Origin of the sequence: Pseudomonas sp. lyk4-TYG-107 (genome assembly GCF_030209055.1) — a bacterium.
Taxonomy (GTDB): Bacteria; Pseudomonadota; Gammaproteobacteria; order Pseudomonadales; family Pseudomonadaceae; genus Aquipseudomonas; species Aquipseudomonas putida_A.
This window is the reverse complement of record NZ_JARVST010000018.1, coordinates 68,546-95,091: the sequence shown is the minus strand read 5'-3', so window position 1 is coordinate 95,091 and position 26,546 is coordinate 68,546. Positions and strand designations below refer to the sequence as shown.

The 26,546-nt window shown below is 60.3% G+C and carries 29 protein-coding genes and 1 tRNA gene; 10 read left to right on the top strand and 20 right to left on the bottom strand.

Annotated features, from left to right (window positions below; all coding sequences use genetic code 11):
- Positions 1-120: 120 nt before the first annotated feature.
- From QRN61_RS15205 to QRN61_RS15180, 6 genes are all read right to left on the bottom strand, one after another.
- On the bottom strand, positions 121-723 hold the full coding sequence (locus QRN61_RS15205; protein ID WP_095136806.1) for a 50S ribosomal protein L25/general stress protein Ctc: 603 nt from the start codon (positions 721-723) through the stop codon (positions 121-123).
- Between the two features lie 141 nt (positions 724-864).
- Entirely contained in the window at positions 865-1,806 is a 942-nt protein-coding gene (locus QRN61_RS15200) for a ribose-phosphate pyrophosphokinase (RefSeq protein ID WP_003171603.1), read from the bottom strand.
- A 45-nt stretch (positions 1,807-1,851) separates the two neighbouring features.
- Positions 1,852-1,926: transfer RNA gene (locus QRN61_RS15195), tRNA-Gln, on the bottom strand.
- A 37-nt stretch (positions 1,927-1,963) separates the two neighbouring features.
- Positions 1,964-2,815, bottom strand: a complete 852-nt coding sequence (gene ispE / locus QRN61_RS15190) for a 4-(cytidine 5'-diphospho)-2-C-methyl-D-erythritol kinase (RefSeq protein ID WP_097086251.1) — start codon at positions 2,813-2,815, stop codon at positions 1,964-1,966.
- Positions 2,816-2,818: 3 nt separating this feature from the next.
- On the bottom strand, positions 2,819-3,436 hold the full coding sequence (lolB, locus tag QRN61_RS15185) for a lipoprotein insertase outer membrane protein LolB (RefSeq protein WP_285374109.1): 618 nt from the start codon (positions 3,434-3,436) through the stop codon (positions 2,819-2,821).
- Between the two features lie 3 nt (positions 3,437-3,439).
- The gene (locus tag QRN61_RS15180) at positions 3,440-5,164 is read right to left on the bottom strand and encodes a tetratricopeptide repeat protein (RefSeq protein ID WP_096797286.1); all 1,725 of its coding nucleotides are present in this window, start codon (positions 5,162-5,164) and stop codon (positions 3,440-3,442) included.
- Between the two features lie 182 nt (positions 5,165-5,346).
- On the opposite strand from QRN61_RS15180, the gene hemA reads away from it, so the two are divergent.
- From hemA to QRN61_RS15150, 6 genes are all read left to right on the top strand, one after another.
- Positions 5,347-6,633 carry a glutamyl-tRNA reductase gene (hemA, locus tag QRN61_RS15175; RefSeq protein WP_027612235.1) on the top strand — a complete coding sequence of 429 codons (1,287 nt, stop codon included), beginning with the start codon at positions 5,347-5,349 and terminating at the stop codon, positions 6,631-6,633.
- Positions 6,630-7,712: a peptide chain release factor 1 gene (gene prfA, locus QRN61_RS15170; RefSeq protein ID WP_285374108.1), complete on the top strand. Its 1,083-nt coding sequence runs from the start codon at positions 6,630-6,632 to the stop codon at positions 7,710-7,712. Before hemA ends, prfA begins: the two co-directional genes overlap by 4 nt.
- A complete protein-coding gene (gene prmC, locus QRN61_RS15165) occupies positions 7,713-8,543 on the top strand; it encodes a peptide chain release factor N(5)-glutamine methyltransferase (protein WP_183785910.1) in 831 nt (276 codons plus the stop codon). It begins immediately after the preceding gene.
- The gene (locus QRN61_RS15160) at positions 8,537-9,292 is read left to right on the top strand and encodes a molybdopterin-synthase adenylyltransferase MoeB (RefSeq protein WP_285374107.1); all 756 of its coding nucleotides are present in this window, start codon (positions 8,537-8,539) and stop codon (positions 9,290-9,292) included. Before prmC ends, QRN61_RS15160 begins: the two co-directional genes overlap by 7 nt.
- Entirely contained in the window at positions 9,285-10,076 is a 792-nt protein-coding gene (gene murI / locus QRN61_RS15155; RefSeq protein ID WP_285374106.1) for a glutamate racemase, read from the top strand. Before QRN61_RS15160 ends, murI begins: the two co-directional genes overlap by 8 nt.
- 112 nt (positions 10,077-10,188) lie before the next feature.
- Positions 10,189-10,707 (top strand): acyloxyacyl hydrolase, encoded by a 519-nt coding sequence (locus QRN61_RS15150; RefSeq protein ID WP_285374105.1) that lies wholly within the window; start codon positions 10,189-10,191, stop codon positions 10,705-10,707.
- Positions 10,708-10,855: 148 nt separating this feature from the next.
- Here the strand turns inward: QRN61_RS15150 and QRN61_RS15145 are convergent, their stop codons facing one another.
- From QRN61_RS15145 to QRN61_RS15090, 12 genes are all read right to left on the bottom strand, one after another.
- Positions 10,856-11,161, bottom strand: a complete 306-nt coding sequence (locus QRN61_RS15145; protein ID WP_007967664.1) for a YkgJ family cysteine cluster protein — start codon at positions 11,159-11,161, stop codon at positions 10,856-10,858.
- A gap of 53 nt (positions 11,162-11,214) precedes the next feature.
- Complete coding sequence (locus QRN61_RS15140) at positions 11,215-11,706, bottom strand: DUF2878 domain-containing protein (RefSeq protein ID WP_285374104.1); 492 nt, start codon at positions 11,704-11,706, stop codon at positions 11,215-11,217.
- A complete protein-coding gene (locus tag QRN61_RS15135; RefSeq protein WP_096797281.1) occupies positions 11,699-12,964 on the bottom strand; it encodes an SAM-dependent methyltransferase in 1,266 nt (421 codons plus the stop codon). Before QRN61_RS15135 ends, QRN61_RS15140 begins: the two co-directional genes overlap by 8 nt.
- Entirely contained in the window at positions 12,951-13,766 is an 816-nt protein-coding gene (locus QRN61_RS15130; protein WP_285374103.1) for a DUF1365 domain-containing protein, read from the bottom strand. The genes QRN61_RS15135 and QRN61_RS15130 overlap by 14 nt, the downstream gene beginning before the upstream one ends.
- Complete coding sequence (locus tag QRN61_RS15125) at positions 13,763-15,010, bottom strand: NAD(P)/FAD-dependent oxidoreductase (protein ID WP_027612226.1); 1,248 nt, start codon at positions 15,008-15,010, stop codon at positions 13,763-13,765. The genes QRN61_RS15130 and QRN61_RS15125 overlap by 4 nt, the downstream gene beginning before the upstream one ends.
- Positions 15,007-15,789, bottom strand: coding sequence for an SDR family NAD(P)-dependent oxidoreductase (locus QRN61_RS15120; protein ID WP_183785904.1), 783 nt, complete (start codon positions 15,787-15,789; stop codon positions 15,007-15,009). The genes QRN61_RS15125 and QRN61_RS15120 overlap by 4 nt, the downstream gene beginning before the upstream one ends.
- Positions 15,786-16,208 carry a nuclear transport factor 2 family protein gene (locus QRN61_RS15115; protein ID WP_027612224.1) on the bottom strand — a complete coding sequence of 141 codons (423 nt, stop codon included), beginning with the start codon at positions 16,206-16,208 and terminating at the stop codon, positions 15,786-15,788. The genes QRN61_RS15120 and QRN61_RS15115 overlap by 4 nt, the downstream gene beginning before the upstream one ends.
- On the bottom strand, positions 16,201-17,646 hold the full coding sequence (gene phrB / locus QRN61_RS15110) for a deoxyribodipyrimidine photo-lyase (RefSeq protein WP_285374102.1): 1,446 nt from the start codon (positions 17,644-17,646) through the stop codon (positions 16,201-16,203). The genes QRN61_RS15115 and phrB overlap by 8 nt, the downstream gene beginning before the upstream one ends.
- An 11-nt stretch (positions 17,647-17,657) precedes the next feature.
- Positions 17,658-18,599, bottom strand: coding sequence for a MerR family transcriptional regulator (locus tag QRN61_RS15105; protein ID WP_096797277.1), 942 nt, complete (start codon positions 18,597-18,599; stop codon positions 17,658-17,660).
- A complete protein-coding gene (locus tag QRN61_RS15100) occupies positions 18,599-19,561 on the bottom strand; it encodes a YbgA family protein (RefSeq protein WP_027612221.1) in 963 nt (320 codons plus the stop codon). The genes QRN61_RS15105 and QRN61_RS15100 overlap by 1 nt, the downstream gene beginning before the upstream one ends.
- A 187-nt stretch (positions 19,562-19,748) precedes the next feature.
- On the bottom strand, positions 19,749-19,964 hold the full coding sequence (locus QRN61_RS15095; RefSeq protein ID WP_027612220.1) for a TIGR02450 family Trp-rich protein: 216 nt from the start codon (positions 19,962-19,964) through the stop codon (positions 19,749-19,751).
- Positions 19,961-20,947 carry an NAD(P)/FAD-dependent oxidoreductase gene (locus QRN61_RS15090; RefSeq protein ID WP_007967686.1) on the bottom strand — a complete coding sequence of 329 codons (987 nt, stop codon included), beginning with the start codon at positions 20,945-20,947 and terminating at the stop codon, positions 19,961-19,963. The genes QRN61_RS15095 and QRN61_RS15090 overlap by 4 nt, the downstream gene beginning before the upstream one ends.
- Positions 20,948-21,144: 197 nt before the next feature.
- Between QRN61_RS15090 and QRN61_RS15085 the strand changes: the two genes are divergently transcribed.
- Both QRN61_RS15085 and hemH read left to right on the top strand, forming a co-directional pair.
- Complete coding sequence (locus QRN61_RS15085; protein ID WP_115988916.1) at positions 21,145-22,047, top strand: TIGR01777 family oxidoreductase; 903 nt, start codon at positions 21,145-21,147, stop codon at positions 22,045-22,047.
- 13 nt (positions 22,048-22,060) lie between these two features.
- Positions 22,061-23,086 (top strand): ferrochelatase, encoded by a 1,026-nt coding sequence (gene hemH, locus QRN61_RS15080; protein ID WP_285374101.1) that lies wholly within the window; start codon positions 22,061-22,063, stop codon positions 23,084-23,086.
- Positions 23,087-23,203: 117 nt separating this feature from the next.
- Here hemH and QRN61_RS15075 read toward each other — a convergent pair whose 3' ends face one another.
- Positions 23,204-24,478: a uracil-xanthine permease family protein gene (locus tag QRN61_RS15075; protein WP_003228120.1), complete on the bottom strand. Its 1,275-nt coding sequence runs from the start codon at positions 24,476-24,478 to the stop codon at positions 23,204-23,206.
- Positions 24,479-24,480: 2 nt separating this feature from the next.
- Entirely contained in the window at positions 24,481-25,119 is a 639-nt protein-coding gene (upp, locus tag QRN61_RS15070; protein ID WP_003228118.1) for a uracil phosphoribosyltransferase, read from the bottom strand.
- Positions 25,120-25,280: 161 nt separating this feature from the next.
- Between upp and QRN61_RS15065 the strand changes: the two genes are divergently transcribed.
- Both QRN61_RS15065 and QRN61_RS15060 read left to right on the top strand, forming a co-directional pair.
- Positions 25,281-25,838 carry a hypoxanthine-guanine phosphoribosyltransferase gene (locus QRN61_RS15065; RefSeq protein WP_016987197.1) on the top strand — a complete coding sequence of 186 codons (558 nt, stop codon included), beginning with the start codon at positions 25,281-25,283 and terminating at the stop codon, positions 25,836-25,838.
- A gap of 177 nt (positions 25,839-26,015) precedes the next feature.
- Positions 26,016-26,501: a hypothetical protein gene (locus QRN61_RS15060; protein WP_285374100.1), complete on the top strand. Its 486-nt coding sequence runs from the start codon at positions 26,016-26,018 to the stop codon at positions 26,499-26,501.
- Positions 26,502-26,546 lie beyond the last annotated feature (45 nt).

Sequence of the window (26,546 nt, the reverse complement as noted above, 5' to 3'; positions counted from 1 at the left end):
AGGCGGCGAAAGTGGACGAAAATTGCTCATTTACCATGAATGTAAACTCCGCGTTCCCGCCCGCTTTCTCGCTACGTTCCAGTCCGCGATGTTTCACTCACTCCGACGAACAGAGTGAAATTACTCTGCTGCGCCTTCTTCGGTAGCTTCTGGAGCAACACGTGGAGCGTGGACGTTGGCTACTGCCTTGTCATCGCCGTGTGCCAGAGCAACGAACTCGACACCTTTAGGAGCTTTGAGGTCCGACAGGTGAACGATGGTGCCGATTTCAGCGTCAGCCAGGTCGACTTCGATGAACTCAGGCAGGTCTTTTGGCAGGCAGGAAACTTCGATCTCGGCAACAACGTGCGAGATTTCGCCGCCTTTCTTCACTGGAGCAGCTTCGTTGATGAAGTGCACAGGAACGATAGCGGTCAGTTTCTGGCCAGCTACAACGCGTACGAAGTCAGCGTGCATCACGTGGCCTTTGGCCGGGTGACGTTGCAGGGCTTTGATCACGACGTTTTGTTTCTTGCCACCAACGTTCAGCTCGATGATGTGGCTGTAAGCCGCTTCGTTTTCGAGCAGTTTGGCAACTTCTTTGGCCAGCATGCTGATGGATTCAGGGGCTTTGTCGCCACCGTAAACAACAGCTGGAACCAGAGCGGCGAGACGACGCAGGCGGCGGCTCGCACCTTTCCCCAGGTCGGAACGCACTTCAGCATTCAGAGTAAAATCGTTCATTTTGTATCTCCAAAATAGCCATGACCGAGTGGCGTTTGCGACCAGCGCCAAACACGGTATGGGCAAAAAAGCCCCGCCCCGACAGGAATGCCGGGGCGGGGCGCTTTTCGTCAACGAGACATTTCGAGAAGGGCAGGGCCCTTAACGGAACATCGCGCTGATCGATTCTTCATTGCTGATGCGGCGAACCGCTTCGGCAACAACCGGTGCGATATCCAGTTGACGGATACGTGCACAGGCTTGTGCTGCAGCGGACAGCGGGATGGTGTTAGTCACCACCAGCTCGTCCAGCACGGAATTTTCGATATTCTCGATGGCCCGGCCCGACAGCACAGGGTGTGTGCAGTAGGCAAAGACCTTGGCTGCGCCATGCTCTTTCAGGGCCTTGGCCGCGTGGCACAGAGTGCCGGCGGTATCGACCATGTCATCGACCAGAATGCAGGTACGCCCTTCGACATCACCGATGATATGCATCACTTCAGAGTGATTGGCTTTCTCACGGCGTTTGTCGATGATCCCGAGATCCACGCCCAGGGATTTGGCAACGGCCCGTGCACGCACGACGCCACCAATGTCCGGGGACACGATCATCAGGTTTTCGAAGCGCTGATCTTCAATGTCATCCACCAGAACCGGGGAGCCGTAGATGTTATCTACCGGAATATCGAAGAAGCCCTGAATCTGGTCAGCATGCAGATCAACCGTGAGAACACGGTCGATGCCGACTACGGTGAGCATGTCAGCAACGACTTTCGCGCTGATAGCCACACGTGCGGAACGCGGACGGCGATCCTGACGGGCATAACCAAAATAAGGAATAACAGCAGTAATACGAGTAGCCGAGGAGCGGCGGAAGGCATCAGCCATCACTACCAGTTCCATCAGGTTATCGTTGGTCGGAGCGCAAGTCGGCTGAATAATGAAAACGTCTTTACCGCGAACGTTTTCATTGATCTCGGCAGTAATTTCGCCGTCGGAGAATTTACCGACAGAGATGTCACCGAGAGGGATATGCAGCTGACGTACAACACGCCGAGCCAGATCGGGGTTAGCGTTCCCCGTAAAGACCATCATCTTGGACACGCGCAGTACCTAGAGGCTGAGGGTAACCTGGATGAGTATAGAAAATGGCAGGGGCGGCTGGATTCGAACCAACGCATGGCAGGATCAAAACCTGCTGCCTTACCGCTTGGCGACGCCCCTGTATCTGTTGCTTCAAGTGCCTGGCACTTGATTCCTTTTAGAGCAGACTTTGCAGCTTGCGATGCAACATCGAAACGTTGCTTCCTTTCGCTACAAACCCTGTAAGGGTCTCTGTCAGAAGGGCCGAGACTTTATCAGCTTCAGCTTTGCTTGGGAAGCCCCCAAACACACAACTTCCAGTTCCGGTGAGTTTCGCTTCGGTAAATTTACCTAACAAATCCAATGCGTTACGTACTTCTGGATAACGCCTTGCAACCACCGGCAAGCAGTCATTTCGACTGTTTCCCTCGGGAACGGGGCGCACTTTAATGGGCGGCGTGTTACGTGTCAACAAAGGATCGGAAAAAATTTCTGCCGTACTTACAGAGACTTGCGGCACGAGCACCAGATACCACGGTTCTTCGGGGTCGACCGGGGTCAGTTTCTCGCCCACGCCTTCGGCAAATGCCGCGTGACCACGGACGAAAACCGGCACGTCAGCGCCGAGCGACAGGCCCAGTGCGGCGAGGCGATCTTCATCCCAGCCCAGTTGCCACAAGTGATTGAGGCCGAGCAGGGTGGTCGCCGCGTTGGAGCTGCCGCCACCGATGCCGCCGCCCATGGGCAGCACTTTGTCGATCCAGATGTCGATGCCGAGTGTGCAGCCGGACTGTTGCTGCAGCATTTTTGCCGCACGCACGATCAGGTTGCTGTCGTGGGGCACGCCAGCGAATTCGGTGTGCAGATGAATCAAGCCGTCATCGCGCACGGCGAAGGTGATTTCGTCGCCGTAATCGACAAACTGAAACAGCGTCTGCAATTCGTGGTAGCCGTCCGCGCGGCGCCCGAGAATGTGCAGCATCAGGTTGAGCTTGGCCGGCGACGGCAGCGTCAGGCGTGGAGCGGTCATGCTTTATTGCCCCAATTTACGCGGTTGCCAGGTCTTGATCACCAGCGTCACGTCCAGATCGGTGCCATGCAGCTTGATCCGCTCGGGCAGCCAGTAACCGTTTTGCTCGGCGTAGCTGAGGTACTCGACCTTCCAGCCGTCCTGTTCCAGATTGGCCAGGCGACTGTCGTTATCGAGGGTCAGACGGCTTTTGCTGCTGGGGGCCGGCAGGCCACGGACCCACCAGGCCAGATTGGAGACCGGCAGCTTCCAGCCGAGTTGCTCTTCGAGCAGCGCTTCCGGCGACTCGGAGTCATAGCGGCCCTGATTGGCGACTTCCAGCGAAACCTTGCCCGGGCGCCCGGTCAGACGTGCCGCGCCACGACCCAGCGGGCCGGACAGGCGAATGTCGTAGTAGTCCTGGCGTTGCAGCCAGAACAGCGTGCCGCTACCGGAATCTTTCGGTGCGCGAATGCCGATCTTGCCGTCGATCTGCCAGCCGTCGAGGCCGGTCAGTTGTTGTTTGTTCGCGGCCCACTGAGCCGGACTGCCGTGGCCCTCGACCGATTCGCGAGCGCCGAAACCCGCGCAACCGGAGAGCAGGACGATGAAGCTGAAAACAATAACGTGGCGCAAAAACATGAGTTAAAGAGTCTCGGATCCGGTCAGGCGCTTGATGGTGCTGCGCAGGATGGTGCTGTCGGGCTGATCTTTGAGGTACTTGCCCCAGACTTGTTTGGCCTCACGCTGATTGCCCTTGACCCACAGAACTTCGCCCAGGTGCGCGGCGACTTCGTGGTCCGGGAAACGCTCGAGCGCCTGACGCAGATATTTCTCGGCGTCGTCCAGATTGCCCATGCGGAAATTCACCCAGCCGAGGCTGTCGAGTACCGCCGGGTCTTCCGGATTGATCTGGTGCGCCTGTTCGATCAGGGCCTTGGCTTCAGCGTAGCGGGTGGTGCGATCGGACAGGGTGTAGCCCAGCGCATTGAGCGCCATGGCGTTGTCCGGGTCGCGCTTGATGATCAGGCGCAGGTCTTTTTCCATCTGTGCCAGATCATTGCGTTTTTCCGCGAGCATGGCCCGGGTGTAGAGCAGATTCAGATCGTCCGGGTATTGCTGCAAGGCTTTATCCAGGGTTTTCCAGGCCTTGTCGTCCTGTTTGTTGGCCGACAGGGTTTCGGATTCGATCAGATACAGCTGGATCGCGTAATCCGGCTGGGCATCGCGTTCGGCCGCCAGTTTGCTCTGGGCTTCGGCGGTCTTGCCGTTGTTCATCAGAATATCGGCCTGACGCAGTTGCGCCGGCAGATAGTCATTGCCAGGGCCGACCTGCGCGTATTCGATCAGCGCGCCCTGCGGGTCGTTGCGTTCTTCGGCGATGCGACCGAGGTTCAGGTGCGCCGAGTCAACGTGGCTTTCCCGGGCGATCAGGTCTTCCAGGTAACCCTTGGCCTCGTCCCAGGCCTTGGCTTCCAGGCACACCAGTGCCAGCGAATAACGCAGTTCGTCATCTTCCGGGTATTGCTGAACGAGGGTGGAGAACTCGACCTTGGCGTCATCCATCCGGTCCTGTTCAACCAGCGTGCGCGCATAAGTCAGGCGCAGGCGTTTGTCGTCCGGGTATTTCTTGATGCTTTTCCGCAACAGCGGCAGGGCTTCGTCGCCACGATTCATGGTTTGCAGCAGACGCGCGCGCAGCAGGATCGGCGCAATCTCGCCTTCTTCCGGCGGGTTGTCTTCGAGCAGTGTCAGGGCGGCTTTATTGTCGCCGTCCTGTTGCAGCAGCAGGGCCTTGCCGAAAATCAGCTGGCTGTTCTTCGGGTGGCGCTGCAGCAGACGGTCGAAACTTTTCATCAGGCCGTTGCGGGTTTCCTGATCGGTATCGGCGGCCGACAGCGCGAGGAAGTCGAAATGGGTGTCGCCCTTGCCCTGCAGGACTTTCTCCATATAAACCATGGAGTCGTCATAACGCCCGGCGCGGGCCAGTTGCACGGCGGCGGCGCGTTGCGCTTCGAGGTCGTCCGGGGCGTTTTTTGCCCAGATCAGTGCGGTGTCCAGCGCAGGCTGGTCGGCACCGAGGTATTCGGCGATGCGGAACGCGCGCTCGGAAACCCCCGGGTCCTGAGTATTGATCGCCTGGGTCACGTAGTTGTCCAGGGCAATGTCGAACCGATTGCGCTGGCCGGCGAGTTCGGCGCTCAGCAGGCTGAAAACGGTTTCCTCGCTGAACGAGCTGTAAACCTTGGGTTTTTCAGGCGTGGACGCGGTGTCTTCGACCGGCGGGGTACCGTCCGGCGAAACGGGTGCCATGGCCTGGCAGCCGCTGAGGAAGACAAAAGCAAGGAGCAACGCGGAAGATCTATTCATATAGGAAGAGGACGACTAACCTGCGGTCGGATCATCATGACACAAGCCTTCGGCCAAACATAACCGAGTCTCGAATGTGGCCTTTATAGTGGCCGACAATTGGGACAATAGTCAGCGGTAGTTGTTCTGAATCTGACGAAGTAGGACAATTGCCGGCTTCACGTCACCATCAGCGACCTTGAATGGCCTTCCTTGCACTCGGTATTAACCACAAGACTGCTTCAGTAGACGTCCGCGAGCGCGTGGCCTTTACCCCTGAGCAGCTGGTGGAGGCCTTGCAGCAGCTCTGCCGACTCACCGACAGCCGCGAAGCTGCGATCCTCTCCACCTGCAATCGCAGTGAGCTGTATATAGAACAGGATCAGGTTTCGGCTGATCTGGTTCTGCGCTGGCTGGCCGATTATCACCATTTAAGCCTCGATGAGCTGCGCGCGAGTGCTTATGTGCATGAAGATGATGCGGCAGTTCGTCACATGATGCGCGTCGCCTCCGGGCTCGACTCGCTGGTGCTGGGCGAACCGCAGATTCTCGGCCAGATGAAATCGGCTTACGCCGTGGCTCGCGAGGCCGGGACCATCGGCCCGCTGCTGGGGCGGCTGTTTCAAGCGACGTTCAATGCCGCCAAGCAAGTGCGTACCGACACCGCCATCGGCGAAAACCCGGTGTCCGTGGCGTTTGCCGCCGTCAGCCTGGCCAAACAGATTTTCAGTGATTTGCAGCGCAGCCAGGCTCTGTTGATCGGCGCCGGCGAGACCATCACGCTGGTCGCCCGCCATTTGCACGAGCTGGGGGTCAAGCGCATCGTGGTCGCCAACCGTACGCTGGAGCGTGCCAGCCTGCTGGCCGAGCAGTTCGGCGCGCACGCGGTGCTGCTCTCGGACATTCCGGCGGAACTGGTGCGCAGCGATATCGTGATCAGTTCGACCGCCAGCCAGTTGCCGATCCTCGGCAAGGGCGCGGTGGAAAGCGCGCTGAAGCAGCGCAAGCACAAACCGATCTTCATGGTCGACATCGCCGTACCCCGCGACATCGAGCCGGAAGTCGGCGAACTCGACGACGTTTACCTGTACAGCGTCGATGATCTGCACGAAGTGGTTGCCGAGAACCTCAAAAGTCGTCAGGGCGCAGCCCAGGCGGCGGAAGAGATGGTCTCGGTCGGCGCCGACGATTTCATGGTGCGTCTGCGTGAGCTGGCGGCGGTCGATGTGCTCAAGGCTTATCGGCAACAAAGCGAACGCCTGCGCGACGAGGAGCTGCAAAAAGCCCTGCGTCTGCTGGCCAACGGCGGCAACGCCGAAGATGTGCTCGGGCAACTGGCCCGCGGCCTGACCAATAAACTGTTGCATGCGCCCAGCGTGCAATTGAAAAAGCTTTCTGCCGAAGGCCGCCTCGATGCGCTGGCCATGGCCCAGGAACTCTTTGCCCTCGAGGGCTCACCGGATAGTTTTTCGGATAAAAAACCGCAATGAAAGCGTCACTGCTCAACAAGCTGGACACCCTCCAGGACCGTTTCGAGGAACTGACCGCGCTGCTCGGCGACGGCGAAGTCATTGCCGATCAAGCCAAATTCCGCGCCTATTCCAAGGAATACGCCGAACTCGAGCCGGTGGTACACGGCTACAAAAAGCTGCTCGGCGTACAAAGTGATCTTGAAGGCGCCCAGGCGCTGCTCAAGGACAGCGACCCGGACATGCGTGAAATGGCCGTGGAAGAAGTCCGCGAAGCCAAGGAATTGCTGATCAGGCTGGAAGATGATCTGCAGCGCATGTTGCTGCCCAAGGATCCCAATGACGGTCGTAACGTCTTTCTCGAAATTCGCGCCGGTACCGGTGGCGACGAAGCGGCGATCTTCTCCGGCGATCTGTTCCGCATGTACTCGCGTTACGCCGAACGACGTGGCTGGCGCGTGGAGATTCTTTCGGAAAACGAAGGCGAGCACGGTGGCTATAAAGAAGTCATCGCCCGCATTGAAGGCGACAACGTTTACGGCAAGCTGAAATTCGAGTCCGGCGCGCACCGCGTACAGCGTGTACCCGCCACCGAATCCCAGGGCCGTATCCACACCTCGGCCTGCACCGTGGCGGTGTTGCCCGAACCGGACGAGCGCGAAGCCATCGAGATCAACCCGGCGGATCTGCGTGTCGACACTTACCGCTCCTCCGGGGCCGGTGGTCAGCACGTCAACACCACCGACTCGGCGATCCGCATCACGCACATACCGACTGGCACCGTCGTCGAGTGTCAGGAAGAACGTTCCCAGCACAAGAACCGTGCCCGGGCGATGGCCTGGCTGTCGGCCAAACTCAACGATCAGCAAACCGCAGCGGCGGCGAATGCGATTGCCAGCGAGCGTAAGTTGCTGGTCGGTTCCGGTGACCGTTCCGAGCGCATTCGCACGTACAACTTTGCCCAGGGCCGGGTCACCGACCATCGCGTCAACCTGACCCTGTACTCCCTCGATGAAATTCTCGCCGGTGGCGTTGAAGCGGTGATCGAGCCTTTACTGGCCGAATACCAGGCCGACCAACTTGCAGCGATAGGTGAATAAATGACCATCATTGCCAGTCTGTTGCGCGCTGCCGAATTGCCGGACTCGCCCACCGCGCGCCTGGATGCCGAATTGCTCCTGGCAGCGGCACTGGGCAAATCGCGAAGCTTCCTGCACACCTGGCCCGAGCGCATCGTACCCAGCGAAGCGGTGCTGATTTTTACCGAGTACCTGCAACGGCGTCGAAGTGGCGAGCCGGTGGCCTACATCCTTGGTCAGCAGGGGTTCTGGAAGCTCGATCTGGAAGTGGCGCCGCACACTCTGATCCCGCGCCCGGACACCGAGTTGCTGGTCGAGGCCGCACTGGAACTGCTGGCGGCAACGCCGGCGAAAGTCCTCGATCTGGGCACCGGCAGCGGCGCGATTGCCCTGGCCCTGGCCAGCGAACGCCCGGCGTGGAACGTCATGGCGGTGGATCGTGTGCTGGAAGCCGTGGCCCTCGCCGAACGCAACCGTCAGCGTTTGAACCTGAGCAACGCCACGGTGCTGAGCAGTCACTGGTTCAGCGCCCTCGCAGGCCAGCGTTTCCATCTGATCATCAGCAATCCGCCGTACATTGCGGCTGCCGATCCGCATCTGGTCGAGGGCGACGTGCGCTTCGAACCGGCCAGTGCGCTGGTGGCCGGTGTCGACGGGCTCGACGATCTGCGCCTGATCATCGCCCAGGCCCCGGATCATCTGGAAGCCGGCGGCTGGCTGATGCTCGAACACGGCTATGATCAAGCCGAAGCCGTGCGTGATCTGTTGCTCACCCGTGGTTTTGAACAAGTCCACAGCCGCACCGATCTGGGCGGCCATCAACGGATCAGCCTGGGGCGCCTGCCGTGCTGAATGATCAGGAATTGCTGCGCTACAGCCGGCAGATTCTGCTGCAACACATCGATATCGATGGGCAACTGAAGCTGAAAGACAGCCGTGTGCTGATTGTCGGCCTTGGCGGTCTCGGCGCCCCGGTCGCGCTGTATCTGGCGGCGGCCGGTGTCGGTGAGTTGCATCTGGCGGATTTCGACACGGTCGACCTGACCAACCTGCAACGCCAGATCATTCATGACACCGACAGCGTCGGCATGAGCAAGGTCGACTCGGCGCTCAAGCGCCTGAGCGCGATCAATCCCGAGATTAAACTGGTGCCTCATCGTCAGGCGCTGGACGAGGATTCCCTGGCCGCCGCCGTGTCGGCGGTGGATCTGGTGCTCGACTGCTCCGATAACTTCTCCACCCGCGAAGCGGTCAACGCCGCGTGTGTGGTAGCGCGCAAACCGCTGGTCAGCGGCGCGGCGATTCGTCTGGAAGGGCAGTTGTCGGTGTTCGACCCGCGCCGCCCGGAAAGTCCGTGCTACCACTGCCTGTACGGGCATGGCAGCGAAGCCGAACTGACGTGCAGCGAAGCCGGTGTGGTCGGGCCGCTGGTGGGGCTGGTCGGCAGCCTGCAGGCGCTTGAAGCGTTGAAAGTGCTGGTGGGTTTTGGCGAACCGTTGGTGGGGCGTTTGCTGTTGATCGATGCTCTGGGTTCGCGCTTCCGTGAGCTGCGGGTCAAGCGTGATCCGGGGTGCGGCGTCTGTGGTTCGCAGCATGCGTGAGGCGCCGATCGCGGTGTTCGATTCCGGTGTCGGCGGCTTGTCGGTACTGGCTGAAATCCAGCGTTTGCTGCCCCATGAATCACTGCTGTATTTCGCCGATTGCGGGCACATTCCCTACGGCGAGAAAACCCCGGAGTTCATCCGCCAGCGCTGCAATGTGATGGCCGGTTTTTTCCGTGAGCAGGGCGCCAAGGCCCTGGTGATCGCCTGCAACACGGCGACGGTGGCCGCGGTTGCCGATCTGCGCCGTGATTTCCCCGAGTGGCCGATTGTCGGCATGGAGCCAGCGGTCAAACCCGCAGCTGCCGCCACCCGCAGCGGTGTGGTTGGCGTACTCGCCACCACCGGCACGTTGCAGAGTGCCAAGTTCGCCGCGTTGCTTGACCGCTTCGCCGCTGACGTTCGCGTCATCACCCAGCCATGCCCCGGCCTGGTGGAACTGATTGAAAGCGGTGATCTGCACAGCGCCGAGTTGCGCACGTTGCTGCAGCATTACGTCGACCCGCTGCTGGCCAACGGTTGCGACACGATCATTCTCGGTTGCACTCACTATCCGTTTCTCAAGCCGATGCTCAAGACGATGATTCCCGACAGCATCAGCCTGATTGACACTGGCGCAGCCGTAGCGCGGCAACTGCAACGGTTGCTGGCCGAACGTGATCTGCTCGCCGAAGGGCCGAACCGCCCGGTCAGATTCTGGACCAGTGCCGACCTCGCGTTCTTCCGCAAGACCCTGCCCCTGCTGGGTCAGGTTGCCGGCGACGTCGAAAAATTCAGCTTGTAAAAAAAATGTGAAATAACTAAAAAAACAGCTGAACTTCTAATCAGGCGCTAGCTTCTATAGCGATGAGTTATCTAGAAAACCAAACGATCGTTCCGGAAAAGGAAGTTTCAAAGTGAAGCGACTATTCTGCTTGGCCGCGATTGCGGCCGCACTGATGGGGCAAAGTATTACCGCGCAAGCTGCAGGTGTTGAATTTGCAGTGGGTGCGACCAGCGATTCGACCATGACTTATCGCCTGGGCATGAATTTCGATTGGGACAAGAGCTGGCTGCAAAGTGATGTCGGTCGCCTGACCGGTTACTGGAGCGGCGCTTACACTTACTGGGACGGTGACAAGACTTCCAGCAACAACAGCCTGTCGTTCTCCCCGGTATTCGTTTACGAGTTTGCCGGTCAGTCGGTCAAGCCGTACGTTGAGGCGGGTATTGGTGTCGCAGCGTTCTCCAACACCAAGTATGAAAGCAACAACATCGGCGGCTCTTTCCAGTTCGAAGACCGTATCGGTTTTGGTCTGCGCTTCAATGGCGGGCATGAAGTGGGGATTCGTGCGACGCACTACTCCAACGCCGGCCTGGCCAGCAGCAACGACGGTGTAGAAAGCTACGCGCTGCATTACACGATGCCGCTGTAATTGATCCACCACTGACCTTTGTGGGAGCGAGCCTGCTCGCGAAAGCAATTTCTCATTCAACGAAGATGTTGACTGTAAGAACCGCTTTCGCGAGCAAGTCGAATCGTCGCACCGCCGCTCCCACATTGGTTTTGTGTTGCTTGAAAGATCAACGGTAGGCAGTGGCAATGCCTTTGCGTTCTTCAATGCACTCCGGTGCCCCCATCTCGAATTCGCGACAGATCAGCGGACGTTTCTCATAGATCGTGCACATCATGCTGTCGCGATCCAGCGCCGCGCACCAGCCGTCGTCCAGACGCAGCATCACTTCACCACCCCACTCATCAGTATCGATAAAGCGCTCAGGCACGCCGGTGTCGGTGATCAGCATCACTTCGAGCTGGCAACAGCACGCTGCGCAGGTCGAACAGGTGACCGCTGGCTCGGTGATTTGCTGGTGGGGAATGGTTTTCATGCTGCGCAGTGTAAGGCAGCCGCCGGTTGCTGTGTGAAAGGCCTGACAGACGCTCAGTGGGCCAGCCGCCGTGCCATGGCATGCAGCAGCGGAAACAGCAGCGCCCACAGCAGGCCGATGCCGATCAGGGTCGGCACTTCACCGTAGGGAAATTGCACGCCGGCCAGCTGTCCGCCGCCGTAATAGGACACGGCGCCGCCCACTGCACCGAGTCCGCTGGCCAGCCACCACGGGCGGGCGCTCCATTGCAGGCAGTGACGCAACGTGGTCGCGAGCAAGGCCCAGAGCAGCATCAGCCACAGCGGAATCAGTGGCGACAAATCCTGGAATTCGAACACGCCGGCAGCGCGCAACAGACTGTCTACGGCTGTACCGACAAGCACCACGCTGAGGATCAAACGACCTTCCTCCGCCCAACTGCTGATCCAGCCCAGATGAATCACCAGCACCGCCAGCGCCAGCAGCAGCCACAGACTGTCGCCGCCGAGCACGCAGGCCAGCCAGCCGACCTGAAACAGCACGGCATTGGTCAGCCGCTCAAGCATCGAAGCGTCCGAGCAACGGCGCCGGCATCGCGGCCGGTTTGGCCAGCAGCAGTTGCGCGGTGCCGATGGTGCGCTCCAGAAACCCGCCCTCGCAGTAGCACAGGTAAAACTCCCACAGCCGCAGGAAGTAATCGTCGTAACCCAACTCGCTCAACCGGCCATGGGCGCGGCGAAAGTTTTCGTGCCACAGGCGCAGGGTGCGGGCGTAGTGCAGGCCGAAATCTTCCATGTGCAGCAGGTTCATATCGGTCTCGCGGCTGACCACTTCGAGCATCTTCTGCACGCAGGGCAGGGCGCCCCCGGGGAAGATGTAGCGCTGGATGAAGTCGACGCCGCGCTTGGCCTGCTCGTAGCGCTGCTCGCGGATGGTGATCGCCTGCAACAGCATCAGGCCGTTGCTCTTGAGCAGGTGCGCGCATTGCTTGAAATAGGTGGGCAGGAAGCGGTGACCGACCGCTTCGATCATCTCGATCGACACCAGTTTGTCGTATTCGCCGGTGAGGTCGCGGTAGTCGGTGAGCAGCAGCGTTACCCGATCCTGCAACCCCAGTGCTTCAATGCGCCTGGCGGTAAACGCGTACTGCTCTTTCGACAGCGTCGTGGTGGTGACACGGCAGCCGTAGTGCTGCGCGGCGTAGAGCGCCATGCTGCCCCAACCGGTGCCGATCTCCAGCAGATGATCTTCGGGCTTGAGTGCGAGCTTCTGGCAGATCCGTTCCAGCTTGTTCAACTGAGCCTGTTCCAGGCTGTCGTCGGGGCTGAGGAACTGCGCCGCCGAATACATCATGGTCGGGTCGAGAAACTGTTCGAACAGATCGTTGCCGAGGTCATAGTGCGCCGCGATGTTTTTCTGCGACCCCTTGCGCGTGTTGCGGTTGAGCCAGTGCAGGCCTTGCACCAGCGGCCGGCTGAGGCGGGCCAGACCGCGCTCCATGGCGTCGAGCACGTCGAGGTTGCTGACGAACACGCGCACGACCGCCGTCAGGTCCGGCGAACTCCAGTAACCGTGGATAAACGCTTCGCCGGCACCGATCGATCCGTTGCCGGCGACCATGCCCCACACCGCTGCATCCTGCACATGGATTTCGCCGAGCAGGTGGCTGCCCGGCGTGCCGAACATCAGGCGTTCGCCATCCTCAACCACCAGCAATTGCCCGTGTTTGAGCTGACTGAGTTGCCGCAAAACGCCGCGACGCAGCAGCGAACCGGTCAAACCGTTGGTGCTGAAGCGACTGACCGACAGGCTAGAGGATTTCATGGCGGTGCTCCTTGGGAGGCACAGTGGCGATCTGGAAGCTGCCGTCGGCAGCCTGATGAGCAAAAATCGGAGCACGCTTGAGCAACAGGCGCACGGCTTGCCAATAAATCGCCAGGCAGGTTTTCGCGGTCATCCACGGAAAACGTCGCAAGTAGCGGTGCAGGCTGTGGCGGTCGAGGGGTTCGCGCTGCAGATTGAGCGTGGCGTCGAACAGCTTGTGCTCACCCTGCCAGTCGGCCATGTGCACGCCGAGGTTTTGCGCAGCCGGGCTGAAGCTCATGCGGTACTCGAGATCGCGCGGCAAAAACGGCGAGACATGAAAGGCCTTGGCCACGGCGAAGTGCTGGTGAAAGTCTTGCAGGTCGGTCGGTGTGCGGGCCGGCAGCACGTAGTGATAACGCTCGCGCCACGGCGTGTTGGTGACTTCGCAGAGAATCGCCGCCAGTTGTCCGTCGGACTCGTGGCAATAAAAGAAACTCACCGGATTGAACGCCAGACCCCAACTGCGCGGTTGGGTCAGCAGGCAGATCGAACCCTGCGGTTGATGGCCGATGGCGACGCCGACTTGCTGGCGCACCGCATCGATCAGGCGCATGCCGCTGCCGGTGAAGGTTTTCAGGTAGTCGGTTTCGCGAAACGAAAACGGTGCAAAGCGGCTGCGACTGGCAAACGGTGACAGGCCGAACACGGCGTCCTGTTCCGCCAGATCGAGGTACAACAGACCGATCCGGTAACGGAATTCGTGGCGTCTGGGCGAAAAGCGCCGATGGCCAATCCAGCCGCTGTACAGGGCGCTGTTCATAAGCTTTCCCCGAACGCGGCGGCCACGCGCAACGCGCTGACCACGCCGTCCTCATGAAAGCCGTTGGCCCAGTAGGCGCCGCAATAATGGGTGTGCTGCTGACCGTCGAGTTCGGCCCAGCGGTTTTGCGCCGCCACAGCCGCGAGGCTGAATTGCGGGTGGGCGTAGGTGTATTTGGCGAGCACCTTGAACGGGCTGATCCCGGCGCTCTGATTGAGGCTGACGCAGAACGTGGTGTCGCTCTGAATGCCCTGCAGGATGTTCATGTCGTAAGTGACGGCCGCGTGGGTATGGCCGGCGCCGCTCAAGCGATAGTTCCAGCTGGCCCACGCCAGTTTGCGGGTCGGCAGCAGACGGGTATCGGTATGCAGCACGACTTCGTTATCGGCATAGGGCAGGGCGCCGAGGATCGAGCGTTCCGCCTGGCTTGGCGTGCCAAGCAATTGCAGGGCCTGGTCGCTGTGGCAGGCAAGCACGACTTTGTCGAAACGCTCGATGCCGGCCGGGCTGTGGATAACCACGCCGTGTTCATCGCGATCGATGCGCGTCACCGGGCAGCTGAGGCGGATCTTGTCGTGGAACGCCGCAGTCAACGGCGCAATGTAGGCACTGGAGCCGCCCTCGATCACCTGCCATTGCGGGCGATCACTGACTGACAGCAGGCCATGATTCTTGAAGAAGCGCACAAAGAATTGCAGCGGGAAATTGAGCATCTCGGCCATCGGCATCGACCAGATCGCCGAGCCCATCGGCACGATGTAATGCAGGATGAAACGTTCGCCATAACCGCCAGCCTTGAGGTAATCGTCGAGCGTGGTATCGGCGGCAATGCGCTGTTCGGCGAGGTCGCGCTGGGCTTCTTTATTGAAGCGCAGGATGTCGCGCAACATGCCCCAGAACCCCGGGGACAGCAGGTTGCTGCGCTGGGCGAAGAGGCTGTTGAGGTTGTTGCCGTTGTATTCCAGACCGGTGTCCGGGTCGGTGACCGAGAAGCTCATTTCCGTCGGTTTGAACGACACGCCGAGCTGGCCGAGCAATCGAATGAAGTTCGGATAGGTCCAGTCGTTGAACACGATGAACCCAGTGTCGACCGCGTATTCGCGGCCATCGACGGTTACCTGCACGGTGTGCGTGTGACCGCCGACCCAGTCGCTGGCCTCGAACACCGTGATGTCGTGTCGGCGATTGAGCAGGTGAGCGCAGGTCAGGCCGGCGATTCCGCTGCCGACAATGGCGATCTTCATATCGGGTCCCGCAGCGGTGGGTTGCTGCGCACCATGCGCTTGCCGATCGCCAGTTGCAGGCGCGCCGGCAGCTTCGACAGTGGCCACAGCGCCGCCATGAACAGTGCCGGAAAGGCGATCTCCAGCGGACGATCCTTGAGCTTGGCGAAGATGTGCCGCGCCGCTTTATCCACAGGCCAGCTCAACGGCATCGGGAAGTCATTCTTGGCGGTCAGCGGGGTTTCGACAAAACCCGGGCTGATGATGGTGACCTCGATGCCCTCGACGGCCAGGTCGATTCGCAGCGATTCGAACAGATAGCGCAGCCCGGCCTTCGACGCGCCGTAGGCTTCGGCCCGAGGCAGCGGCAGGTAGGTCACGGAACTGGCCATGCCGATCAGATGCGGCGCGGTGCCTTTGCGCAGCAACGGCAGGGCCGCTTCGATGCAGTAACTGCTGGCGAGCAGGTTGGTGCGCACCACATGTTCGATGATCGAGGCATCGAACTGTCGCGCATCGACGTACTCGCAGGTGCCGGCATTGAGAATTACGCTGTCGAGCGAGCCCCAGGCCTGTTCGATCTGCTGGCCGATTTCGCGCACGGTCTGACTGTTGGTCAGATCGCCGGCCACCACCAGCACTTGCCCCGGATAACGTTGCGACAGCACTTTGAGCGGTGCCACCTGACGCGAACTGACAGCCAGATGCGCGCCGCTTTTCAGAATCTCTTCAGCCAGTGCTGCGCCGATGCCACTGCTGGCACCGGTCAGCCAATAACGCCGTGGAGGTGTACGACTCATCCCATTCTCCTTTTCAACCAGGCGATCACCCGGCCCAATACGGGTAAATGTTCATACAGCATGGCCCCGGCATCGAAATAATCCCGGTGGCGATAAACCTTGTCGCGCCACAGCAGGTGCGAACACCCGGCGACGCGAATCAATTGACCACCGGCCAGACGCGGGTGGCGGTAACTCATGACCCAGCGCAGGTAACCTTCACCGTCAGCGATCTGGTCGAAGCCGTGGAAATCGAAGCGCAGTTCGCTGACGTTGGCGTACAGCTCGCTGAAGTAATGTCGCAGTTGCACCAGCCCCTGCACTTCATGCAGCGGGTCGGTGAAGTGAATGTCATCGCTGTACAGCTCGCCCAGACGTTGCAAGTTGTCTTTGTTCAACTCGGCGAACTGGCGGGCGAAGCGGCGCAGGAATTCACTCATGAACTTCTTCCATAGACGAGCGCGACGGCAGGTTCTTGAACGCCGCCAGCGCGCGTTCGCGCGAAGCGCCGAGATTGACGATCGGCGCCGGATAATCCGCCACGCCGAACAGTCCGCCGGCGCTGGCCGGGTTGTGTACTTCCTTCTTGTTCAGGCCGGCCAGCTCAGGCAGCCAGTGCTTGATGAACAGGCCTTCGCTGTCGAATTTTTCCGATTGGCTCAGCGGATTGAAGATGCGGAAGTACGGCGCCGAATCGGTGCCGGTCGAAGAACTCCATTGCCAGCCACCGTTGTTCGCCGCCAGATCGCCGTCGATCAGGTGGCGCATGAAAAAGCGCTCGCCTTCACGCCAGTCGATCAGCAGATTCTTGGTCAGGAACATCGCCACAATCATCCGCAAGCGGTTGTGCATCCAGCCGGTTTCCAGCAGTTGGCGCATGGCTGCATCGATGATTGGCAAACCGGTCCGCGCCTCTTGCCAGGCCGCCAGATCGTCCGGCGCATCACGCCAGGCCAGGGCTTCGGTTTCCGGGCGAAATGCGCGGTGGCGCGAAACCCGTGGGTAGCCGACCAGAATGTGTTTGTAGAACTCGCGCCACAGCAGCTCGTTGATCCAGGTCACCGCGCCGACCTTGCCACTGTCGAACTCGCCCTGATTGCTTTGCAGGGCCGCATGCAGGCATTGGCGCGGCGAAATCACCCCGGCGGCGAGGTACGCGGAAAGTTGACTGGTGCCGGGTTTGGCCGGGAAGTCGCGTTCGCTCTGGTAGTAGTCGATCTGCGCGTCGGCGAAGGTGTCGAGACGGCGCCGGGCTTCCTGTTCGCCGGCCGGCCACAGTGTGCGCAAAGACTCGCTCGGCGTTGCAAAACCGGCGACGGATGCCGGCACCGGATCGCAGTCGATGTTCAGCTTTGCCTGTTTGCCGGGCGTCTTGACCAGCGCCGGCATCGAGCGGTGCAGGCGTTCATAGCAGACCTTGCGGAACTGGCTGAACACCTGAAAGTAGGTTTCGGTTTTGGTCAGTACCGTGCCGGGCTTGAACAGCAGTTGGTCAAGGTAGCTGTGGAAAGCGATGCCTTTGGTCTTCAGGGCCACCGCCAGCGCGGCGTCGCGCTGGCTTTCGTGGATGCCATATTCTTCGTTGACGTGCACAGCTTGAATCTTCAATTGCACACAAAGTTCGAGCAGCACCGCCGGGGCCTGATCCCAATGATTGGCGGTGCGCAGCAGCAACGGGATGTTCAGCTCGCCGAGGCGACTGCTCAGCTCACGTAGGTTGCGCAGCCAGAAGTCGACCTTGCACGCGGCGTCGTCATGTTCCAGCCATTGCTGCGGGCTCAACAGATACACGGCAAACGTCGGGCCGCGCGCTGCGGCGGCCGCGAGGGCGGTGTTGTCATGTAGGCGCAGGTCGCTGCGCAGCCAGATCAATTGCATCGCGGTTTCCATTAAATCAGCCCACGCTGAACCAGTTCCTGATGTGCCGAGAGCGGGTCTTCGGCCAGGATCAGATCAGCGATCTCAGGGGTTCTTACGGACAACTCGGTCTGGTGGATGCATACCGTTGGTCCGACGAGCATTTTTGCAGTGCCGATGCCATTCAGCAGTTTTGGCAGCTGCGCCAGATTCATCGCCTTGCTGGAATACAGCAGCACTCCCCGCGCTTGCAGATGATCGACCGCCAGCGCCAGTTCTCCGGCCGGTAGCGGCCAGTCGAACACTTGCACCGGGCAGTCGGCGCTGCTGATCAGCCACGCGCATAGCCACAGGTGAGGTTCCAGTGCCAGGTCCGAGTGATTGATCAGCAGCAACGGCGCAGCGTGTAATTGCCGATTGTTATGGTAGATGCGCGCGCCGAATTTGCTGCGTAACCAGGAATAAAAGAACACCCGTTCCATCTGTGCGCCGAACTGGCCTTGCCAGCGCTGCTCGAGTTCGGCCAGCAGCGGCAGGAGTAATTGCTCGCACAGGGTGCGTGGCGGGTACAGGGCCATGGCCTGGTTGATGCTGTCGTCGAGGTTGCGCTCATTGAGCTGGATGACGGCGCCGAGCAAGGACTGGCGCTGCCGTTGCCAGTCGTTTTCCACCGTCTCGGTAAAGGCTTGCGGAGCATCGAGCAACGGTTTGACCTGACTGACAGCCACGCCTCGATTAAGCCAGGTCAGGATGGTCAGGATTCGTTGCACATGTTCGCTGGAATACAGGCGATGGCCCTTGGGCGTGCGCTGCGGCACGATCAACCCGTAACGGCGCTCCCAGGCGCGCAGGGTGATGGCGTTGACCCCGGTCTGCCGCGCTACTTCACGGATCGGCAGCCAGCCTTCGTCGAGGGCTTTCTTGAAGTCGGCACCCAGGTCTTCCTGGGCGCTGGTGTCGAGTTTGTCGTTCATCAAATGGCGTTTCGCAGGCTGAGGTTTTCCGGATGCGGCTGCAAGTAAACCTGCCGCGCAATGTACGGATCCGGGTGTTGGCGAAAGTGGTGTTTGAGCAGAGTCAACGGCACCACCAGCGGCACGATGCCGTGGCGGTACTGGCCGATGACATGCTGCATTTCCTGTTTGTCTTCCGGGCTGATCGCCTGTTTCAGGTAGCCGCTGATGTGTTGCAGCACGTTGCTGTGGGTGCGGCGGGTAGCGCATTTCTTCAACGCGCTCATCAACTCGCTGAAATAGCGCGGGCCGAGTTCAACCGGATCGGTCTTGGCCATGTTGCCCAGCAGTTTGCCCAAGGCTTTGTATTGCTCAGGGTTGTGTGCCATCAGCAGGTATTTGTAGCGTGAGTGGAATTCGGTCAGTGCGCGGCGGCTCAAGCCTTGTTCGAGCACCTGCTGCCAGGCGCTGTAGGCGAGCACGCGGGTGATGAAGTTTTCCCGCAACACCGGATCGTTCAGGCGTCCGGCTTCTTCCACCGGCAGGTCAGGGTGCTGCGCACAGAACGCCTGAGCGTAGATGCCACGGCCGCCGCCGTTCACCGGCGCGCCGTTGGCGTGATAGACCTTGACCCGCTCCAGACCGCACGAAGGCGACTGCTGCATGAAGATATAGCCGCAGATGTCATTGAGCTCGCCGGCCATTTTCTGCCCGTAGGCTGCCAGTGGTTCGGTGACATTGATTTGCGGATTGACCGTACCGATAGCTTCAGGAGCATCGGGATCGCCAACCAGGCGGATCGGTTCGCGTGGGATGCCCAGGCCAATCGCGACTTCCGGACATACCGGCACGAATTCGAAATACTCGGCAAGGGTGCGGCTGCACAACCGCGATTCCTTGTGCCCGCCGTTGTAGCGCACTTCGGCGCCCATCAGGCAGGCGCTGATGGCGATTTTGGGCCGGGAAGCAGAAAGATCGGACATGCACACCTCGAATCTATTCCTGTACAGATATTTATCTCTGTACAACTTTTCCTCAGCATAGATTCATGCGTGTACAAGTCAACTCATTTGTATAAGTTTTTCCAGGTTAACCACGATCGACTGTGGAGGCAGCATTGATGTTGAATGATGCGACGCCATCGCGAGCAGGCTCACTCCTACAGGATCTTTATTGCCAGCCCAGTAACCAGTGATCGTTGTTCTTCAACGTCTGCCAATCGAGGCGTTCTGCGCGTTTGGTCAGCACCGCCTGCAACTCAATCTCCAGCACCGTGCCTTCCTCATCCCGGAACAGTTCGGTGACCAGAAAATGTTTTTCGCGGTTTTGCGGGTGGGCTGCTGTCCACTTCGACAGCAGCAATTTTTGCGGATTGATGCGATTCATTGCAGGTGTTCGTGCAAACGGCGTGCAGCTTCCTGGCCACTGAGCCAGGCCCCTTCGACACGCCCCGACAGGCACCAGTCGCCGCAGGCGTACAAGCCCAGATCGGCGTCGGCCAGCGTGCCCCATTCGTGGCCGGTCGCAGGGCGTGCGTAGAGCCAGCGGTGGGCGAGGCTGAAAGTCGGAGCGGGCATCGCGCTGTGCAGCAGTTCGGCGAATGCGCCGTGCAGTTGCTCGATGACAGCTTCCTTGGACAGGTCGATGTGTTGCCGACTCCAGGCGCTGCTGGCGTGCAGCACCCAGGTGTCGCAGGTGGTATCGCGCCCCGGTTTACTGCGGTTGCGTGCCAGCCAGTCGATGGGGCTGTCCTGCACGAAGCAGCCTTCGATCGGTGTATCCAGTGGCGTATCGAAGGCGAGGGCAACGGCCCAGGTCGGGTCCATTTTCACCCCGGCGGCGGCGCCAGCGAGTTTTGGTGCGGCAGCCAGCAACGCCGTGGCTTGCGGCGCTGGCGTCGCAATCACCACGTGACTGAAGGGACCGTGGGTGAAGCCTTCGGCGTCCTGCAGGTGCCAGTGTTCTTCACCGCGAAAGACTTCGGTGATGCGGCAGGCGAAGTGCACTTCCAGACCGTCGAGCAAACCCCGGGTGATCGCGCTCATGCGTGGCGTGCCGACCCAGCGCGTCTGTTCGTCCGGCGACAGATTCAGTTGCCCGCCCTGAAAGGTGTAGAGCTGCGGCGTCCACTCGGCGACCCAGCCCAGACTTTGCCAGCGTTGCACTTCGGTGACGAAACGCCGGTCGCGGGCGGTGAAGTATTGCGCGCCCATGTCCAGAGAACCGGCGTCGCTGCGTTTGCTCGACATGCGTCCGCCACTGCCGCGGCTTTTGTCGAAGAGCTGGACGGTGTGTCCGGCCTCTGTCAGCGCCTGCGCGGCGGAGAGTCCGGCGATGCCGGTGCCGATGATTGCGATAGGTACAGTCATAGGGGCCTCGTTTACCTTTCTGTACAGACTACGCCGTCAATGAAACCTGTACAATTTTGTTTTTTGGTATAACTTCTAGCGTTCTCGTTCTGACAGCTTGGCCTATGGTTAAACAATAGAGCCTGCCCGATAGAAAAGATCCCTGCTTATAAAAATAGACTAGTGATCCGGGTAAAACGCCACGCGAGGAAGAAGTCATGCGCATATTGCTGACCGGCGGTACTGGTTTGATAGGCCGTCAGCTCTGCCGACACTGGTCGGGGCAGGGCCATCAATTGACGGTGTGGAGTCGACGCCCGGAAAAGGTCGCGAAAATCTGTGGCGCGCAGGTGCGTGCAATTGCGCGTCTCGAAGACTTCGGCAACGAGCCGCTGGACGCGGTGGTCAACCTGGCCGGTGCACCGATCGCGGATCGGCCATGGACCCACCGGCGCAAGGCGTTGCTGTGGAGCAGCCGCATCACCCTCACCGAAACCCTGCTGGCCTGGCTGGAAACACGGCAGCAGAAACCGGCGTTGTTGATCTCCGGTTCTGCTGTTGGCTGGTACGGCGACGGCGGCGAACGCGAGCTGACCGAAGATTCGCCGCCAGTGATCGACGATTTTGCCAGTCAGTTGTGCATTGCCTGGGAGGAAACCGCCCAGCGTGCCGAAGGTCAGGGCATCCGCGTGGTGCTGGTGCGAACCGGGCTGGTGCTGTCGGCCGAGGGCGGCTTTTTGTCGCGGCTGTTGCTGCCGTTCAAACTCGGGTTGGGTGGGCCGCTGGGCAATGGTCGGCAGTGGATGCCGTGGATTCACATCGATGATCAAATCGCCCTGATTGATTTTCTTCTGCACCGCGATCAGGCGAGCGGTCCTTATAATGCCTGCGCACCGAAACCGGTGCGCAATCGCGAGTTTGCCAAGACGCTGGGCAGCGTATTGCACCGCCCGGCGTTCATGCCGATGCCGGCCCTGGCGCTGAAGGTCGGGCTTGGCGAAATGTCATTGCTGTTGCTGGGTGGCCAACGGGCCGTGCCGGCACGCTTGCTGGAAGCGGGTTTCACTTTCCAGTTCACGGATTTGCGCGCGGCTTTGGATGATCTCTCCGGCCGCCTTTGAAATAGGACGATGCATGACCGATCACGCCTTGCTTCTGGTCAACCTGGGTTCCCCGGCCTCCACCTCGGTGGCCGATGTACGCAGCTACCTCAATCAATTTCTGATGGACCCGTATGTGATCGACCTGCCGTGGCCGGTGCGGCGGCTGCTGGTGTCGCTGATCCTGATCAAGCGCCCTGAGCAATCGGCCCATGCCTACGCTTCGATCTGGTGGGAGGAGGGCTCGCCGCTGGTGGTGCTCAGCCGTCGTCTGCAGCAGCAGATGACCACCCAGTGGACCCACGGCCCGGTGGAACTGGCCATGCGTTATGGCGAGCCGTCGATTGAAACCAAATTGCTGCAACTGGTGGCGGCGGGGCACGAGCGCATCACGCTGGCACCGCTTTATCCACAGTTCGCCGACAGCACCACCACCACGGTGATCGAAGAAGCCAAGCGGGTGATTCGCGAGAAGAAGCTCGATGTAAAACTCTCGGTGCTGCAACCGTTTTACGATCAGCCTGAGTACATCGACGCGCTGGTCGCCAGCGCTACCCCGCATTTGCAGCAGGACTACGATCACTTGCTGCTGAGCTTCCATGGCTTGCCGGAGCGGCACCTGACCAAGCTCGATCCGACTGGCAATCACTGCTTGAAAAACGCGGATTGCTGCAAGAACGCTTCGCCGGCAGTCCTGGCCACCTGTTACCGCGCCCAGTGCCTACGCACCGCCGCCGAGTTCGCCAGGCGCGCGGGCATTGCCGATGGCAAATGGTCGGTGTCGTTTCAGTCGCGTCTGGGGCGGGCGAAGTGGATCGAACCCTACACTGAAGCGCGGCTGGACGAGCTGGCGCAAAGCGGGGTGAAGAAGATTCTGGTGATGTGCCCGGCGTTTGTCGCCGATTGCATCGAGACGCTGGAAGAGATCGGTGATCGCGGCAAGGAACAGTTCCGCGAAGCGGGGGGCGAGGAGTTGGTGCTGGTGCCGTGCCTGAATGACGACCCGCAATGGGCGAAGGCGTTGGCAACCCTGTGCGAGAGAGCGCCGTTGGCGCTTTAAAGCCAAAAGCTTCGCGAGCAAGCCCGCTCCCACAGGGGATCTTCTGCGCACCGAAGATCAATGTGGGAGCGAGCCTGCTCGCGAAAGCTATCTGTCAGACAATAAAGATCTAAAGCCTTAGATCAGCGGCTCATCCGCCTTCTTGTTCTTCCAGCCATCATTGCCCGGCAGAATCAGGTTCAGCGCAATCGCCACCACCGCGCACAGCGCGATGCCTTTGAGGCCGAAGTCGTCCGGGCCAGTGCCGGTGCCGACCAGCACACCGCCGATACCGAACACCAGGGTCACCGAAACGATCACCAGATTGCGTGCCTCACCGAGGTCGATCTTGTGACGGATCAAAGTGTTCATCCCCACTGCCGCGATCGAGCCGAACAGCAGGCACAGAATTCCGCCCATTACTGGCACCGGAATGCTTTGCAGCAGCGCGCCGAACTTGCCGATGAACGCCAGGGTGATGGCGAAGATCGCCGCCCAGGTCATGATTTTCGGATTGTAGTTCTTGGTCAGCATCACCGCGCCGGTCACTTCGGCGTAGGTGGTGTTCGGCGGGCCGCCAAACAGACCGGCCGCCGTGGTGGCGATGCCGTCGCCGAGCAGGGTGCGATGCAGGCCCGGTTTCTTCAGATAATCACGACCGGTCACGCTGCCCACGGCAATTACGCCGCCAATATGCTCGATGGCCGGAGCCAGGGCTACCGGAACGATGAACAGGATCGCCTGCCAGTTGAACTCCGGCGCGGTGAAGTGTGGCAGGGCGAACCATGGCGCCGCCGCAATCTTCGCGGTATCGACCACACCGAAATAGAACGACATGGCAAAACCGACCAGCACCCCGGAAATGATCGGCACCAGACGGAAGATGCCTTTACCGAACACCGCCACGATCAACGTGGTCAGCAGCGCCGGCATCGAGATCATCATCGCGGTCTGGTAGTGGATCAGCTCGGAACCGTCACCCGCCTTGCCCATCGCCATGTTCGCGGCAATCGGCGCCATGGCCAGACCAATCGAGATGATCACCGGGCCAATCACCACTGGCGGCAGCAGACGGTCAATGAAACCGGTGCCTTTGATTTTCACGGCGAGGCCGAGGAAGGTGTAGACGAAACCGGCTGCCATCACGCCGCCCATGGTCGCGGCGAGGCCGAACTGGCCCTTGGCGAGAATGATCGGGGTGATGAAGGCAAAGCTCGACGCCAGAAACACCGGCACCTGACGCCCGGTGACAATCTGGAACAGGATCGTCCCCAGACCCGCGGTAAACAGTGCCACGTTCGGGTCAAGACCCGTGATCAGCGGCATCAGCACCAGGGCGCCGAAAGCCACGAACAGCATCTGGGCGCCGGACAGCACCGTGCGCCAGAGCGGATCGTTGAACTCTTGCTGCATGCTCACGCGTCCTTCTGCTTGGTACCGAAGATCTTGTCACCGGCATCGCCAAGCCCTGGGATGATGTAACCGTGTTCGTTCAGACGCTCATCGATGGAAGCGGTGTAGATGGTCACGTCCGGGTGAGCCTGTTCCACAGCGGCAATGCCTTCCGGCGCGGCCACCAGCACCATTGCGCGGATGTCCTTGCAACCGGCTTTCTTCAGCAGATCGATGGTCGCGACCATGGAGCTGCCGGTGGCGAGCATCGGGTCGATGATCATCGCCAGCCGTTCGTCGATTTCCGGAACCAGTTTTTCCAGATAAGTGTGCGCTTGCAGGGTTTCTTCATTGCGGGCAACGCCCACAGCGGAAACCTTGGCACCCGGGATCAGGCTCAGCACGCCTTCGAGCATGCCGATGCCGGCGCGCAGGATCGGCACGACGGTGATCTTTTTGCCGGCGATTTTTTCCACCGACACAGTGCCGCACCAACCGGCGATATCGTAGGATTCGAGCGGCAGATCTTTTGTAGCTTCATAGGTCAACAGGGCGCCGACTTCCTGAGCAAGCTCACGGAAATTCTTGGTGCTGATATCGGCGCGGCGCATCAGGCCGAGTTTATGGCGGATCAGCGGGTGGCGGATCTCGAGGATGGGCATGGAAAAACTCCGGCGGCGGGCAAAAAAACCGGCCTAGATTAATCTATCCGAGGGTGATGTCCTATAGGACATTGAGTACGTTAGTCCATTAAGGCTTGATTCGACCTCACGGGATGCGTACCTTTGCCCGCTTTTCCGAAAACATCCCCCTGGAGAGCGCCATGTCCGCTGATCTCGAGCATATCCGTCAAATCATGCGAGAGGCTGACTGCCTGTACACCGAATCTGAAGTCGAGGCCGCCATCGCCCGCGTCGGTGCACAAATCAACGAACAACTGGCCGACAGCAACCCGGTGGTGTTCTGCGTGATGAACGGCGGCCTGATTTTCTCCGGAAAACTGCTGACTCACCTGCAATTCCCGCTGGAAGCTTCCTACCTGCACGCGACCCGTTATCGCAACGAAACCAGCGGCGGCGACCTGTTCTGGAAAGCCAAGCCGGAAGTCTCGTTCATCGACCGCGACGTGCTGATCATCGACGACATCCTCGACGAAGGTCACACCCTGGGCGCGATCATCGACTTCTGCAAACACGCCGGCGCGCGCAAAGTGCACACCGCCGTGCTGATCGACAAGGATCACGACCGCAAGGCGCGTCCTGACCTGAAAGCAGACTTCGTCGGCCTGCCGTGCATTGACCGCTACATCTTCGGTTACGGCATGGACTACAAAGGTTACTGGCGCAACGCCAACGGGATCTTTGCCGTTAAAGGCATGTAAGACCCCGCGCTATCCCTTGTGGGAGCGAGCCTGCTCGCGATAGCGGTCTGTCAGCAATGTTGATGTTGACTGATACGACGCTATCGCGAGCAGGCTCGCTCCCACAGTTGTTTTGTGTGTGCTGATCCATCTGCTACACCCATGCTAGAGTGCTCGGCCCCGCCCCCGGAGCCTGCCATGAGCCTCTTGATCCGCAGCCTTGCCGCCCTGTTGCTGACCCTCAGCCTGCCCTTGGCCGCCGCCCCGGCACCGATGCACAGTCAATTCCTGCCGCCGGACGACCTGACCCTGCGCGGTGCCGAACCCGAGCAGCAACAACTGCTGCAGGTCACCGATTATTCGGTGGTGGTCGGTGCGCAACGCCAGTCCAATCAGCAGCCGATTCCGGTCACGTCGCCGCTGATGATTCGCCTCAAGGGTAAGTCGCTGAACAAGGGCGCAACCATCGCCCAGGTGCTGGTCAGTTTCGATGGCGAAAGCAAAAGCCTGAAAAAACCGGCTTATGACGACAAGAGCAAAACCCTGACCCTGTTTTACCCGCTGGCCCAGTACCGGGTGGTGATCGATCTGCTGCGCAACGACACCGTGTATGTACAGTTCCTCAGTTATGCCAATGGCCACATCTGGGCCGATCTGCACACCGGGGCCGTTCGTGCGCGTTGAGCCGGGGGGCAGGGCAGGGGTAAACTGCCCGCCCCGTGTAATGTC

Excerpts from the sequence above, each read along its gene's own strand:
- QRN61_RS15205 (WP_095136806.1), bottom strand. The coding sequence starts at position 723 with ATGAACGATTTTACTCTGAATGCTGAAGTGCGTTCCGACCTGGGGAAA.
- ispE (WP_097086251.1), bottom strand. The coding sequence starts at position 2,815 with ATGACCGCTCCACGCCTGACGCTGCCGTCGCCGGCCAAGCTCAACCTG.
- lolB (WP_285374109.1), bottom strand. The coding sequence starts at position 3,436 with ATGTTTTTGCGCCACGTTATTGTTTTCAGCTTCATCGTCCTGCTCTCC.
- QRN61_RS15180 (WP_096797286.1), bottom strand. The coding sequence starts at position 5,164 with ATGAATAGATCTTCCGCGTTGCTCCTTGCTTTTGTCTTCCTCAGCGGC.
- hemA (WP_027612235.1), top strand. The coding sequence starts at position 5,347 with ATGGCCTTCCTTGCACTCGGTATTAACCACAAGACTGCTTCAGTAGAC.
- prfA (WP_285374108.1), top strand. The coding sequence starts at position 6,630 with ATGAAAGCGTCACTGCTCAACAAGCTGGACACCCTCCAGGACCGTTTC.
- prmC (WP_183785910.1), top strand. The coding sequence starts at position 7,713 with ATGACCATCATTGCCAGTCTGTTGCGCGCTGCCGAATTGCCGGACTCG.
- murI (WP_285374106.1), top strand. The coding sequence starts at position 9,285 with ATGCGTGAGGCGCCGATCGCGGTGTTCGATTCCGGTGTCGGCGGCTTG.
- QRN61_RS15145 (WP_007967664.1), bottom strand. The coding sequence starts at position 11,161 with ATGAAAACCATTCCCCACCAGCAAATCACCGAGCCAGCGGTCACCTGT.
- QRN61_RS15140 (WP_285374104.1), bottom strand. The coding sequence starts at position 11,706 with ATGCTTGAGCGGCTGACCAATGCCGTGCTGTTTCAGGTCGGCTGGCTG.
- QRN61_RS15135 (WP_096797281.1), bottom strand. The coding sequence starts at position 12,964 with ATGAAATCCTCTAGCCTGTCGGTCAGTCGCTTCAGCACCAACGGTTTG.
- QRN61_RS15130 (WP_285374103.1), bottom strand. The coding sequence starts at position 13,766 with ATGAACAGCGCCCTGTACAGCGGCTGGATTGGCCATCGGCGCTTTTCG.
- QRN61_RS15125 (WP_027612226.1), bottom strand. The coding sequence starts at position 15,010 with ATGAAGATCGCCATTGTCGGCAGCGGAATCGCCGGCCTGACCTGCGCT.
- QRN61_RS15120 (WP_183785904.1), bottom strand. The coding sequence starts at position 15,789 with ATGAGTCGTACACCTCCACGGCGTTATTGGCTGACCGGTGCCAGCAGT.
- QRN61_RS15115 (WP_027612224.1), bottom strand. The coding sequence starts at position 16,208 with ATGAGTGAATTCCTGCGCCGCTTCGCCCGCCAGTTCGCCGAGTTGAAC.
- phrB (WP_285374102.1), bottom strand. The coding sequence starts at position 17,646 with ATGCAATTGATCTGGCTGCGCAGCGACCTGCGCCTACATGACAACACC.
- QRN61_RS15105 (WP_096797277.1), bottom strand. The coding sequence starts at position 18,599 with ATGAACGACAAACTCGACACCAGCGCCCAGGAAGACCTGGGTGCCGAC.
- QRN61_RS15100 (WP_027612221.1), bottom strand. The coding sequence starts at position 19,561 with ATGTCCGATCTTTCTGCTTCCCGGCCCAAAATCGCCATCAGCGCCTGC.
- QRN61_RS15095 (WP_027612220.1), bottom strand. The coding sequence starts at position 19,964 with ATGAATCGCATCAATCCGCAAAAATTGCTGCTGTCGAAGTGGACAGCA.
- QRN61_RS15090 (WP_007967686.1), bottom strand. The coding sequence starts at position 20,947 with ATGACTGTACCTATCGCAATCATCGGCACCGGCATCGCCGGACTCTCC.
- QRN61_RS15085 (WP_115988916.1), top strand. The coding sequence starts at position 21,145 with ATGCGCATATTGCTGACCGGCGGTACTGGTTTGATAGGCCGTCAGCTC.
- hemH (WP_285374101.1), top strand. The coding sequence starts at position 22,061 with ATGACCGATCACGCCTTGCTTCTGGTCAACCTGGGTTCCCCGGCCTCC.
- QRN61_RS15075 (WP_003228120.1), bottom strand. The coding sequence starts at position 24,478 with ATGCAGCAAGAGTTCAACGATCCGCTCTGGCGCACGGTGCTGTCCGGC.
- upp (WP_003228118.1), bottom strand. The coding sequence starts at position 25,119 with ATGCCCATCCTCGAGATCCGCCACCCGCTGATCCGCCATAAACTCGGC.
- QRN61_RS15065 (WP_016987197.1), top strand. The coding sequence starts at position 25,281 with ATGTCCGCTGATCTCGAGCATATCCGTCAAATCATGCGAGAGGCTGAC.
- QRN61_RS15060 (WP_285374100.1), top strand. The coding sequence starts at position 26,016 with ATGAGCCTCTTGATCCGCAGCCTTGCCGCCCTGTTGCTGACCCTCAGC.